Origin of the sequence: Rubrivivax gelatinosus IL144, assembly GCF_000284255.1 — a bacterium.
In the GTDB taxonomy this organism is placed as follows: Bacteria; Pseudomonadota; Gammaproteobacteria; order Burkholderiales; family Burkholderiaceae_C; genus Rubrivivax; species Rubrivivax gelatinosus_A.
The window spans coordinates 3,655,063-3,666,383 of the sequence record NC_017075.1; the positions used below are offsets into that span (position 1 = coordinate 3,655,063).

Annotated in this window: 12 protein-coding genes and 1 tRNA gene; 4 read left to right on the forward strand and 9 right to left on the reverse strand. The window is 74.3% G+C overall.

Annotated features, from left to right (window positions below; genetic code table 11):
- Positions 1–3 precede the first annotated feature (3 nt).
- A complete protein-coding gene (locus RGE_RS16675; protein ID WP_014429618.1) occupies positions 4–1,212 on the forward strand; it encodes a tryptophan--tRNA ligase in 1,209 nt (402 codons plus the stop codon).
- A 152-nt stretch (positions 1,213–1,364) separates the two neighbouring features.
- A complete protein-coding gene (locus RGE_RS16680; protein ID WP_014429619.1) occupies positions 1,365–2,027 on the forward strand; it encodes an alpha/beta hydrolase in 663 nt (220 codons plus the stop codon).
- A 10-nt stretch (positions 2,028–2,037) separates the two neighbouring features.
- Here the strand turns inward: RGE_RS16680 and RGE_RS16685 are convergent, their stop codons facing one another.
- The 6 genes from RGE_RS16685 to RGE_RS16710 all read right to left on the reverse strand — a co-directional run bounded on the left by RGE_RS16685 (position 2,038) and on the right by RGE_RS16710 (position 8,264).
- Entirely contained in the window at positions 2,038–3,681 is a 1,644-nt protein-coding gene (locus tag RGE_RS16685; RefSeq protein ID WP_014429620.1) for a Y-family DNA polymerase, read from the reverse strand.
- A gap of 108 nt (positions 3,682–3,789) precedes the next feature.
- Positions 3,790–4,230 (reverse strand): nuclear transport factor 2 family protein, encoded by a 441-nt coding sequence (locus tag RGE_RS16690; RefSeq protein WP_014429621.1) that lies wholly within the window; start codon positions 4,228–4,230, stop codon positions 3,790–3,792.
- Positions 4,227–4,616 carry a DUF3224 domain-containing protein gene (locus RGE_RS16695; protein ID WP_014429622.1) on the reverse strand — a complete coding sequence of 130 codons (390 nt, stop codon included), beginning with the start codon at positions 4,614–4,616 and terminating at the stop codon, positions 4,227–4,229. Before RGE_RS16695 ends, RGE_RS16690 begins: the two co-directional genes overlap by 4 nt.
- The gene (imuA, locus tag RGE_RS16700) at positions 4,616–5,350 is read right to left on the reverse strand and encodes a translesion DNA synthesis-associated protein ImuA (RefSeq protein WP_232504945.1); all 735 of its coding nucleotides are present in this window, start codon (positions 5,348–5,350) and stop codon (positions 4,616–4,618) included. Before imuA ends, RGE_RS16695 begins: the two co-directional genes overlap by 1 nt.
- 219 nt (positions 5,351–5,569) lie before the next feature.
- Entirely contained in the window at positions 5,570–7,306 is a 1,737-nt protein-coding gene (locus tag RGE_RS16705) for an MFS transporter (protein WP_014429624.1), read from the reverse strand.
- A gap of 31 nt (positions 7,307–7,337) precedes the next feature.
- On the reverse strand, positions 7,338–8,264 hold the full coding sequence (locus RGE_RS16710; protein ID WP_014429625.1) for an alpha/beta hydrolase: 927 nt from the start codon (positions 8,262–8,264) through the stop codon (positions 7,338–7,340).
- 99 nt (positions 8,265–8,363) lie between these two features.
- Here RGE_RS16710 and RGE_RS16715 point away from each other — a divergent pair, with 99 nt between their 5' ends.
- Positions 8,364–8,756: a YchJ family protein gene (locus tag RGE_RS16715; protein ID WP_014429626.1), complete on the forward strand. Its 393-nt coding sequence runs from the start codon at positions 8,364–8,366 to the stop codon at positions 8,754–8,756.
- On the opposite strand, the gene RGE_RS16720 is transcribed toward RGE_RS16715, so the two are convergent.
- The 3 genes from RGE_RS16720 to RGE_RS16730 form a co-directional block, all read right to left on the reverse strand.
- Positions 8,753–9,829, reverse strand: coding sequence for a WD40/YVTN/BNR-like repeat-containing protein (locus tag RGE_RS16720; protein WP_014429627.1), 1,077 nt, complete (start codon positions 9,827–9,829; stop codon positions 8,753–8,755). The two genes, RGE_RS16715 and RGE_RS16720, sit on opposite strands and share 4 nt — an antisense overlap.
- Positions 9,830–9,841: 12 nt before the next feature.
- Positions 9,842–10,105, reverse strand: a complete 264-nt coding sequence (locus RGE_RS16725; protein ID WP_014429628.1) for a ubiquitin family protein — start codon at positions 10,103–10,105, stop codon at positions 9,842–9,844.
- A 134-nt stretch (positions 10,106–10,239) separates the two neighbouring features.
- Complete coding sequence (locus RGE_RS16730; protein WP_014429629.1) at positions 10,240–11,139, reverse strand: aldo/keto reductase; 900 nt, start codon at positions 11,137–11,139, stop codon at positions 10,240–10,242.
- Between the two features lie 91 nt (positions 11,140–11,230).
- On the opposite strand from RGE_RS16730, the gene RGE_RS16735 reads away from it, so the two are divergent.
- A tRNA-Ala gene (locus RGE_RS16735) sits at positions 11,231–11,306 on the forward strand.
- Positions 11,307–11,321: the final 15 nt, after the last annotated feature.

The following is an 11,321-nucleotide window of genomic DNA, read 5'->3' on the forward strand; positions in this document are numbered from 1 at the left end:
TCCATGCGACCCCGCGTTCTCTCGGGCATGCGCCCGACCGGCTCCCTGCACCTCGGCCACTACCACGGCGCCCTCAAGAACTGGGTGCGGCTGCAGGACCAGTACGACTGCTTCTTTTTCGTCGCCGACTGGCACGCGCTGACCACCCACTACGAAGAGCGCGACGTCATCGAGAAGAACGTCTACGAGATGGTGATCGACTGGCTCGCCGCGGGCCTCGACCCGGAGAAGAGCACGATCTTCATCCAGAGCCGCCTGCCCGAGCACGCCGAGCTGTTCACGCTGCTGGCGATGGGCACGCCGCTGGGCTGGCTCGAACGCGTGCCGACCTACAAGGACCAGATCGACAAGCTGAAGGACCGCGACCTCGCGACCTACGGCTTCCTCGGCTACCCGCTGCTGCAGGCCGCCGACATCCTGATCTACAAGGCCTCGTACGTGCCGGTCGGCGAAGACCAGGCCTCTCACGTCGAGCTGACGCGCGAATGCGCCCGGCGCTTCAACAGCCTCTACGGCCGCGCGCCCGATTTCGCCGAACAGGTGGCGGCGACGCTGGCCAAACTCTCCAAGGACGACCAGCGCTACTTCGAGAAGCAGCGCAAGGCCTTCGGAGAGACCGGTGCCGCCGAGGCGCTGGCCAAGGGCGAAGGCATCCTGAAGAAGGCCGCGGCCCAGGTCGAAGGCTGGACGGCGCACGACAGCGAACTGCTGGCCGGCCATCTGAAGGGCAGCGGCAAGAGCATCCTCGTCGAGCCGCAGGCGCTGTACACCGAGAACGCCCGCCTGCCCGGCCTGGACGGCGCGAAGATGAGCAAGAGCTACGGCAACGCCGTGCTGATGCGCGACGACCCGGACACCGTGGCCAAGAAGATCCGCGGCATGGTCACCGACCCGGCGCGTGTGCGCCGCACCGACCCGGGCACGCCGGAGAAGTGCCCGGTCTGGGCCCTCCACAAGGTCTACAGCGACGAGGCGACCCAGGAATGGGCCTGCAAGGGCTGCACGACGGCCGGCATCGGCTGCCTGGAGTGCAAGCAGCCGGTCATCGACGCGATCGTCAAGGAACAGCAACCCTGGCGCGAACGCGCCGCGGCCTTCACCGCCAACCCCAAGCAGGTGCACTGGATCGTCGAGATGGGCACCGAGCGTGCGCGCACGGTGGCCCGCCAGACGATGAAGGACGTGCGCGAGGCGATGGGCATTTCGTACTGACGCCCACCCCCGTAGCGGCTGACGCCGCTCCCCCTCAAGGGGGCGACGCCAGTGGACCGGCGAAGCCGGATCCACGGCGTCTGCTGGGTGCGCCGTGTGCGTTCGCCCGCTGAGGCGCGCCCCGTGACATGAGGACCGAGCAAGGAGACCCGATGGCGCTGCAGACGATCGAACTCGACCCGGGCGTGACGCCGGCGGCCACGGTCATCGTGCTGCACGGGCTCGGTGCCGACGGCACAGACTTCCTGCCGATGGCCGACGAGCTGCGGCTGGAGGCGCTGGGGCCCGTGCGCTGGGTGCTGCCGCGGGCGCCGGAACGGGCGGTGACGGTCAACGGCGGCTACCGCATGCGCGCCTGGTACGACATCCTCGGGCCCGACGCGCCGCGCCGGGAGGACGAGGCCGGGCTGCGCGAGTCCTTCGCCGCGGTGCAGGCGCTGGTCGAGCGCGAGATCGCGCGCGGCGTGCCGGCGGCGCGCATCGTGCTCGCCGGCTTCTCGCAAGGCTGCGCGATCACACTGGGCGGCGGGCTGCGCCTGCCGCACCGGCTGGCGGGCCTGGCCGGGTTGTCGGGCTACCTGCCGCTGCCCGAGACGCTGGCCGCCGAGCGCCACCCGGCGAGCAGCGGCACGCCGGTCTTCCTCGCCCACGGGCGCGAGGACGGCGTGGTGCCGCTGGTGCGCGGCCAGGCGGCGCGCGAGGCGCTGCGCCGCGAGGGTTTCGAAGTCGAGTGGCACGACTACCCGATGGAACACTCGGTCTGCCTGGAAGAGCTGCAGGCGCTGCAGCGCTGGCTGCTGAAGGTGCTGGCCTGAGCCGGCTTCGTCAGCCGAACCAGCCCTGCAGGTACCAGCCGCCGGCCGCGTCGTCGGCCGGCAGGCGTTCGCGGTAGACCCAGACCAGCGCGCCGTCCTCGGCCTGGGCGACGAAGTAGTCGCGCACCGCCAGGCCGCCGTCCCACCAGCCCGACTCGATGCGCTCGGGCCCGGCCAGCACACGCAGCGGGCGGCCTTGCCATTGCGGGCGCTCGTGGCGTTCGGGCAGCGGCTGCGCCGCGTCCAGCAGCCACACCGGGCGGTGCAGCGCGGCCCGGCGGCGGCGTGCGGCCTCGGGCACGACCGGCGCGGCCCGCGCCAGCAACGAGGCGATCAGCGCCTGCGCCGGGTCGGTCTCCGGGACCGGCGGCGCGGCGCTCGGCTCCGGCGGCGGCGGGGCTGACGGGGCACGCCGGCTGCGTCGGCCGGCCGGCACCGGACGGGCCGGCGCAGAACCCAGCGGCAACAGCCGCGTGCCGCATTCCGGGCGATGGTCGGGCTGCGGCGCCAGGCGCAGCACCTGCTCGTCGCCCAGGCGCGCGCGCAGCCGCTCCAACAGGCGCAGCAGGCCTTGCGCCTGGCCCTGGCGCGACGGGAACAGCTCGGCATTCGGCGCCGGCGCGTGCACCGTCTCGCGGCATTCGAGTTCCAGCTCCAGCGTCGGCGCCACCAGTTCCAGCCGGCCCAGGCGCTCGCGCAGCAGCAGCTGCAGGTGCCCGGAGTCGAGCGAAGGCTCGGCCAGCTCCAGGCGCAGCCGCGTGGCCGGCGGCGCGTCGCCGCGGTGGCGGTCGTGGCGCATGCCCAGCGTGAAGGCGGCGATGCGCACCTGGCGCGCCTGCGCCCAGGCCACCAGCCGCGCCAGCAGCACGAGGGCACCGTGCAGCACCTGGGCCGTGGTGTCGGCACGTGCGAACAGCTCCAGCCGGCTCTCGAAGACCGCCGGCGGCACGATGGGCTCGCGCGGGTCGGCCCGCCGGCCCAGCAGCTGATCGAGTTCGTCCAGCAGCGGGCTGCCGAAGCGGCGGGCGACGCCATCACGCGGCAGCGACTGCAGCTCGCCCAACGTGCGCACGCCCATGCCCTGCAGCGCCGCGGCGGGCTCGCGCCCAGCGTCCAGCAAAGCCAGCGGCGCGCCGGCAAGCAGCGCCTGCAGCGCCACCAGCCGGTCGCCCGGCACGAGCATGAAGCCGGCCTGATCCCCCCGCCAGCGCGCCAGCAGCGAAGCGCCACGGGCGGTGGGCGCACTGGCGATGCCCAGCGTGTGCCCCAGCGGCTCGACGGCGGCCTGCAGACGCTGCAGCAGCCGGGGCCCGCCGCCGAAGCAGCGCAGGCTGGCCGCCACCTCCAGCAGCACGGTGGCCGGCGGCTCGGGCACGACCATCGGCGTGAACGCCAGCGCGGCATGCGCCAGCGCCGTCAGCGCGGCGGCGTCGCGCACCGGATCGGCCTCGCCGTGCACCAGATCGGGCGCCAGCGCCAGCGCGGTGCCGCGCCGCATGCCGGGCTGCACGCCGCGTTCGGCGGCCAGGCGGTCGACGACGGCGATGCGGTGCGCGGCCACCAGCGCCAGCGGCCGCTCCTGTTCGGCCGGGCCCAGCGTCGCGCGCCAGGACTCCAGCGACAGCCGCGGGGCGTGCAGCGCGATCCAGAACATGGCCGAAACAGGGCACGAGCCAGCCGGCCGGGCAACGGCCGGGGCCGAGCCGCAGGACGCAGCGCAGGCGCCCCGCCGCGTCGGCGGCCCGGCGCCCGGCCACCGGCTTCAGCCGCCCTCGCCTTCCGTGTCGTCGATCGGCTCGGCCAGGTGGGCGCGGTTCGGCGGCGCCGCGTACGGCTCGGGCCAGAACTCGACCAGGCGGCGCACGCGGCCGGCGGCGAGGTCGCAGTCGAAGAACGAGATCACACGCGCCTGCTGCACGCCGTCGGTGACGACGACGTCGGACACCGCGTCGTGCGCGCCGCCGACGACGCGGTGCACACGAAAGCGCCAGGGCCCGTTCGCCGGGTACTCCTGGTTCATGCGCACGAAACGTTCGGCACCACGGAAACGTTCGCCGGACTGGGGCCAGTCGAGCACGAAGTCCTCGGCCAGCAGCTCGCCGACCGAAACGAAGTCGTTGCTCGCCATGCGGCGCCAGAACTCGTTCACCAGCAGGGTGGTGTCGGCCGCCGGGGCGGCGGCCGAAGCGGCGGGGGTGTTCATCGCGGCAGGTCCTCCAGCGTGTAGTCCAGGGCGTAGACATGGCGGCCGTCGGGCTCGATGCGGATGTCCAGCCGCCCGGCCAGGCCGGCGAGCGCACCGGTGCCCGAATCGGGCACGACGAGCACCTCCAGCCGCGGCTGGCCGCGTTCCATCACGCCATGGTGCTGCAGCACGAAGCTGCCTTCGCGGCCGTCGAGCCTGCCGACGACACGCTCGATCGCGACGTAGCCGGCCGAGCCCGGCACCGGGCTCACGAAGCTCAGCATCCGCCCCTCGCCGACGGCGTCGAGCGGGCCGTGGTAGCGCTTGTCCAGCCGCCGGGCGAGCGGGAACTCGCCGGGCTCGGGCGTCAGCCTGACATCGAAGACGCCGGATGCGTGGTTCATCACAAGACCTCCTGGGCGAACGTGGGGCGGAGCACCGGCGCCGCCGCACGGGCGCGGGCCGCGGCCGGCAGCACCGGGGGCAAGGCCAGCGCCAGCGGCTGGGCCAGCGGCGGGCCGCGGCGCTTGAGCAGGTGCACACGCAGCGCGTCGGCCCCGGCGGCGCAGAGCCACAGCCGCAGCGGCGCGACACTGGGCCGGGTGCGCGCGGCGTCGTCGCGCAGCACGAAAGCCGGGCCTTCGTGCGTCTGGGCCGCGAGCTGCAGCCGGCGCAGCGCGTCGGCCGGCAGCCGCGCCGGCAGCCAGGCGAGCACGGCACCGACCTGGCCCGAACGCAGCGCCTGCTCCAGCGCCCAGAGCACGTCGGCGGCGGGCAGCGGCCCACGCGCCCGGCCACGCTGCGCCTGGCGGCTGCGCACGACGAACAACCGCGCCAGATCGAGCCCGCATTCGGCCAGCGCCCAGCCGAAAGGCAGCGCCGGCGGGTCGAACAGCATCACGCAGCGTTCGTCGCGCTGCACCGCGGCCAGCGCCGGCGCCAGCAAGCGCATCTCGCCCAGGCCGGCACGCGGCAGCAGCAGCTCGGTGAGCACGCGCGAGGGCCAGCCACCGCCGGGCAGCACCGCGTCGAGCGCGGCGAAACCGCTGGGCCAGGTGGTCTCGTGCTGGCGGCCGAGCTGGTGCGCACGCCACAGCGCCGGGTGCAGGTCTTCCAGCGCCGCGGGCCGCGAAGGCACGGCCGGCGCAGGCGGCGCCACCGCAGCAGCCGGCACGGCCAGCACAGGCGCCGCCGGGGCCGGCACAGGCCACACCCGCCGCGCACGCCGCCCCTCCACCGGCACGGCAGCCGGCGGCGACGGGGCGAACAGGGGCAGTGTCTCCATGAAGGAGACTGTATGCCCATACAGTGCTCGCCGCAAGCACCCGGCGCCGCGCCTGGCGGCATCCGGTCACGGTCAGCCGGGCCCCGCCTCCAGCGACAACAGCGCCGGCCGTCCCGGCACGAAGCCCACGCTCAGCACCGGCACCGGCTGGCGTGCAACGAGCGCCGCCTGCGTCGCCGCCCGCCCGGCCTCGTCGGCGACGAAGAGGCCGACCAGCTCGCCGGCGGCCAGCGCCTGCGCCGCGCGGTCCACGGCCTCGGCATGCGCCGCAGCGTCCTCGTGCGCGGGCACCCAGGCGACGGCGCCGGCGCGGCGCAGCAGCGCGCCCAGACCCGGCCCGGCGAGCCGCTGCCGGTCGACGACCCAGCGCAGCGGCCGCGGCCCGGCGGCCGCCGGCAGCAGCAGGTCGGCTCCGCCCGGGGCCGCGCCGACGAGCAGCGCGGCGCCGTCGGCCGGCGGCTGCAGCCCGGCCACACGCAGCCGGCGCAGCAGCCGGCCGTGCAGCAGCGCCAGGCAGCGCAGCAGGTACTCGGGCACGAACCAGAACACCGCGCCGGCGACGACGGCGTTGACGACGCCGGCGACGAGGAACACGCCTGGAATCGACAGCCCCGCGCCGAGCAGCGCCCCGGCGCCCAACGCGCTGGCGATCATGAACAGCGCGTTGAGGATGTTGTTGGCGGCGATGATGCGGGCGCGGTGCGTCGCCGGGCTGCGCAGCTGGATCAGCGCGTACATCGGCACGCTGTAGACGCCGGCGGCCAGCGCCAGCAGCACCAGATCGGCCATCACGCGCCAGTGCGCCGGCTGGGCGACGAAGGCGGCCACCGGCATCAGCGCCGAGGCCGGCAGAGCGTGCGCGGCGAAATACAGGTCGACGGCGAAGACGCTCATGCCGGCTGCGCCCAGCGGCACCAGACCGATCTCGACGTGGCGCCGCGACAGCGTCTCGCACAGCAGCGCGCCGACGCCCACACCGACCGAGAACAGCACCAGCAGCAGCGAGGCCACCTGCTCGTCGCCGTGCAGCACGTCCTTGGCGAAGGCCGGGAACTGCGACAGGAAGACCGCGCCGAAGGCCCACATCCACGAGATGCCCAGCAGCGAGCGGAAGACCACCGGGTCCTCGCGCGACAGCCGCAGGTTGCGCCAGGTCTCGCTGAACGGGTTCCAGTTGATGACCAGGTCGGGCTGCGGCGCCGGCGAACGCGGCACCGCCTGGGCCACCAGCCGGCCGAGCATCGCCACGCCCAGGCAGGCGACAGCCACCAGGCGCGCGCCGGCCTCGGGCACCGCCATCAGCAGGCCGCCTGCCAGGTTGCCCAGCAGGATGGCGACGAAGGTGCCCATCTCGACCAGGCCGTTGCCGCCGGTCAGCTCGCGCTCGTCCAGGTGCTGCGGCAGGTAGGCGTACTTCACCGGGCCGAACAGCGTCGAATGCAGCCCCATGCCGAAGACGCAGGCCAGCAGCACGACGGCGTCGGCGCGCACAAAGCCCCAGCCGGCGGCGGCCATGATCGCGATCTCCAGCGACTTGACCCAGCGCGCCAGCAGCGCCTTGTCGTACTTGTCGGCCAGCTGCCCGGCGGTGGCCGAGAACAGCACGAAGGGCAGGATGAAGACCGCGCCGATCACCAGCCCGGCCAGCGAAGGCGGCATCCAGTGGAGCTGCAGCTCGTAGGTCGCCATCACGGTGAAGGCGAACTTGAACAGGTTGTCGTTGCCAGCGCCGAGGAACTGCACGGCGAAGAACGGCGCGAAGCGGCGCTGGGCGAGCAGCGCGAACTGGTTCGGGTGGCCGCCGCTCATCGGCGCCCCCGCGGCAACAGGCGGCGCACCGTCAGGCCGCCACCGGCGCGAGCGCCTCGCGCAGGAAGCCGCCGGCCAGCGCGAGCGCGGTGTGGGCTTCGTCGAGCACGCGGCCCATCGTCACGAAGCCGTGGATCTGGCGCTCGAAGCCGACGTATTGCACGCGGTTGCCGGCGGCAGACAGCGCGTCGGCGTACTGCAGACCCTCGTCGCGCAGCGGGTCGTAGCCGGCGGTGATGACCAGCGCCCGCGGCAGCCGGCTCAGGTCGGGCGCCAGCAGCGGCGAGGCGCGCCAGTCGGTCCACGAGGCCTCGTCGGGCACGTAGTGGCTGCGGAACCAGGCGATGCTGTCGTTCGTCAGCAGATAGCCCTGGCCGTTGGTGGCGTGCGAGGGCGCGACGGCGCGCATGTCGGTCACCGGGTAGATCAGCAACTGCGCGGCCAGCGGGTCGTGCGCGTCGCGTGCGGCGATCGCCGCGACGGCGGCCAGGTTGCCGCCGGCGCTGTCGCCGCCGACGGCCACCCGCGCCGGGTCGACGCCGAGTGCGACGGCTTCGCGCCGCGCCCAGCGCACGGCGGCGACGGCGTCGTCGACGGCGGCCGGGAAACGGTGCTCGGGCGCCAGGCGGTAGTCCACCGACAGCACGGCGCAGCCCGAGGCCAGCGCCAGCGTGCGGCAGACGACGTCGTGCGTGTCCAGGTCGCCGATCGTCCAGCCGCCACCGTGGAAGTAGACGAGCAGCGCCAGCACACCCTCGCCCGGACGGTACAGGCGCAGCGCCAGGCCGGTGTCGGTGACCAGGTCGCGCACCTCGGCCACCGCCGGAGGCTCGGGCTGGGTGAAGGCACGGCGCTCGGCATAGAAGCGCCGGGCTTCGGCCGGCTGCAGCGTGTGCACCGGCGGCACGCGCTTGTCGATCATCAGGTCCAGCAGCGCGCGGGCTTGGGGGTCGAGCATCGGGAGTTCCTGGCGGGACGGTGGCGTGCACGCGACGCGTGCGCGAGCCGGCTGCGCCCGAGTGTAGCCAGCGCATCCCGGCTGCACGGCCGGCGCCGTATGCTCGCGCCGCCCGAGGACCAGACGATGACCCCCTGCCCCTGCGGCCTGAAGGCCGACTACGACGACTGCTGCGGCCGCTGGCATGCCGGCGCCGCGGCACCGACCGCCGAGGCGCTGATGCGCTCGCGTTACAGCGCCTACGTGCTGGCGCTGGAGCCCTACCTGCTGGCCACCTGGCACGCCAGCACGCGGCCGGAGAGCGTCGAGTTCGAGCCCGGCCTGAAGTGGCTGGGCCTGGAGGTCCGCCGCGCCCGCGAAGACGGCGACACCGCGACGGTCGAGTTCGTCGCCCGCAGCAAGCTCGCCGGCCGCGCCTTCCGGCTGCACGAGACCAGCCGCTTCGTGCGCGAGGACGGCCGCTGGTACTACGTCGACGGCGAGATGCGCTAACCGAAACGCACGGCGTGGATCGGCGGCAAGGTCGTCGCCACCGTGTGCCACTGCTCGCCGCCGTCGACGCTGGCCCACAGCCCGCCGGTCGTGCTGCCCAGCAGCAGGCTCGTGCCGTCGGCGGCCACGTCCAGCGCGTGGCGGTAGACGAGTTCGTAGCAGTCGCGCTGCGGCAGCCCGGCGCGCAGCGTCTCGAAGCTGGCGCCGCCGTCGCGCGTGCGGTTGACGGCCAGCGCGGCACCCACCGGCACGCGGCACTCGTCCTTCACCGCCGGCACGAACCAGGCGGTGCCGGGGTCGCGCGGGTGCACCGCGACGGCGAAGCCGAACGAGGACAGCGGCGCCTGCACGCGCTGCCAGGAGCGCGCGCCGTCGGTGGAGCGCCAGATGCCGTTGTGGTGCTGGCACCAGAGCACCTCGGGCGCCGCGGCGCAGCGCACGATGCGGTGCGGGTCCTGCACCGCCGGGTCGTCGGCGCGTTCGGGCGGCATGTAGTCGGCGCGCATGCCGCTCGCCGCCAGCGCCCAGCTCGCGCCGTCGTCCTCGCTCGCCCAGGCGCCGCCGCAGGACACGCCGACCAGCAGCGCGCCCGGCCGCGACGGGTCGGGGCAGACCGAGTGCAGCCCCGGCACCTCGTAGCCGCCGCCGAACCACTCGGCGCGGCCGGGCGCGTGCCACAAAGCCTCGACCAGGCGCCACGAGGCGCCGAAGTCCTCGCTGCGGAACAGCCCGCCGGGCAAGGTGCCGGCCCAGACGGTGCCGCGGTCGCGCTCCAGCGTCCAGACCTGCACCAGCGTCCAGGCCGGCCCGGGCGCGCCTTCGGGCTGAGGCGGATAAACGGGGGCGGCGACTTCGCGCCAGCTCGCGCCGCCGTCGTCGCTGGCGTGCAGCTTGACGCCGAAGTGCCCCAGGTTCAGCGCCGCGAGCATGCGGCCGTCGGCGTCGGGCGGCAGCAGCGCCGACACCGGCTCGCCGAGAAAGGAGACGCCGGCCACGCGCCAGGCACCGGCGCCGTCGTGGCGCAGTTCGAACAGGCCTTTGCGCGTCGCGGCCCAGGCGCGGTCGTGGTCCATCTTGGCCCCCTTTCAGCCTCCGGACAGCGCCTGCAGCACGTGCACGGTGCTGGCGGGCGCGAGCGTGTCGGCCAGCGCCGTGCGGCGCTGGCCGTCGACGAAGACGGCGACGTTGGCGCGCAGCGCGCCCTGGTCGTCGAGCACGTAGCCTCTCAGCCGCGGATGGTGCTCGAACGCGGCGGCGAGCGCCTCGCCCAGCGTGCCCGCGTCGGCCTGCACCGCGTCGACGGGGCCGACGAAGCGGGCGAGCTGCGGGGTGAAGACGACACGCGGCACCGCCGCATCATGCGGCGCTGAAGCCACCGCGCCGAACGCGAGACCGCGCCGGCGTCAGGGGATCAGGGGAGCACCCTTCGGCCTGGCGGCCGGTCCCGCCAAGCGGGAGTGAGCACCGGACAAGTCCTGAGGTCTCAGGCGACCTCGTGGCCCATGCTCGCCTGCCAGACGCGGTACCAGGCTTCGGCCGGCAGGCGCAGCGCGAGCGCCGCGGTCGCCTCGGCCAGCGCCTCGATGCGCGACGAGCCGGTGATCGGCACCGGCCGCGACGGGTGGCGCAGGATCCAGGCGTAGGCGACGGTGGCCGCCGAGACGCCGTGTTCGGCGCCCAGCGCCTCGAGCACCGCGCGCACGCGCCGCGCCTGCTCGTCGTCGCCGCGGAACAGCCGGCCGCCGGCCAGCGGCGACCAGATCATCGGCGGCAGCCCCAGGTCCAGCGCCTGCTCCAGCGTGCCGTCGGCCAGCGCCTGCATCTGCAAGGGCGAGAGCTCGAGCTGGTTGGTGACGAGCGGGATACGCCGGTGCAGCAGCGCGAACTGCGAGGGCGTGTGGTTGGAAACGCCGAAATGCAGCACCTTGCCGGCGCGGCGCAGGTCGTCGAAGGTGGCGGCGATCTCGTCGGGGTCGGCCAGCAGGTCGGGCCGGTGCAGCAGCAGCAGGTCCAGCCGGTCGGTGCGCAGCGCGCGCAGCGAGGCCTCGACCGAGGCGACGACGTGCTCGCGCGAGCCGTCGTAGGACTTGATCGCATGCGCCGGGCGGGCGTCGCAGACGAGCTTGATGCCGCACTTGCTGACCAGCCGCAGCCTCTCGCGCAGCCCCGGCGCGGCGGCCAGCGCCTCGCCGAACAGCGCCTCGACGCGGTAGCCGCCGTAGATGTCGGCGTGGTCGAAGGTGATGATGCCGAGCTCGAGCGCCTGCTCGATCCAGCGCACGCGCGCCGCGACGTCGAAGCCCCATTCGTGCAGCCGCCAGCAGCCGGCGACGACGGGCGACAGCAGGCCGTCGTGCGGCGGGTGCGAGGTGTTCCGGTCCATGCGGCGACGATAGCGCCACGGGCGCGCGAACGCGTCGCGCGCAGCGACTTGATGACAAGCCCGTTTTTGGTGCTATACTGCTAGCTGTTTCGGGGGCGTAGCTCAGCTGGGAGAGCGTCGCGTTCGCAATGCGAAGGTCAGGAGTTCGATCCTCCTCGTCTCCACCAAAACAACGAAGCCGC

Coding starts and splice junctions, on each gene's coding strand:
- RGE_RS16675 (WP_014429618.1), top strand. CDS start 4: ATGCGACCCCGCGTTCTCTCGGGCATGCGCCCGACCGGCTCCCTGCAC.
- RGE_RS16680 (WP_014429619.1), top strand. CDS start 1,365: ATGGCGCTGCAGACGATCGAACTCGACCCGGGCGTGACGCCGGCGGCC.
- RGE_RS16685 (WP_014429620.1), bottom strand. CDS start 3,681: ATGTTCTGGATCGCGCTGCACGCCCCGCGGCTGTCGCTGGAGTCCTGG.
- RGE_RS16690 (WP_014429621.1), bottom strand. CDS start 4,230: ATGAACACCCCCGCCGCTTCGGCCGCCGCCCCGGCGGCCGACACCACC.
- RGE_RS16695 (WP_014429622.1), bottom strand. CDS start 4,616: ATGAACCACGCATCCGGCGTCTTCGATGTCAGGCTGACGCCCGAGCCC.
- RGE_RS16705 (WP_014429624.1), bottom strand. CDS start 7,306: ATGAGCGGCGGCCACCCGAACCAGTTCGCGCTGCTCGCCCAGCGCCGC.
- RGE_RS16710 (WP_014429625.1), bottom strand. CDS start 8,264: ATGCTCGACCCCCAAGCCCGCGCGCTGCTGGACCTGATGATCGACAAG.
- RGE_RS16715 (WP_014429626.1), top strand. CDS start 8,364: ATGCTCGCGCCGCCCGAGGACCAGACGATGACCCCCTGCCCCTGCGGC.
- RGE_RS16720 (WP_014429627.1), bottom strand. CDS start 9,829: ATGGACCACGACCGCGCCTGGGCCGCGACGCGCAAAGGCCTGTTCGAA.
- RGE_RS16730 (WP_014429629.1), bottom strand. CDS start 11,139: ATGGACCGGAACACCTCGCACCCGCCGCACGACGGCCTGCTGTCGCCC.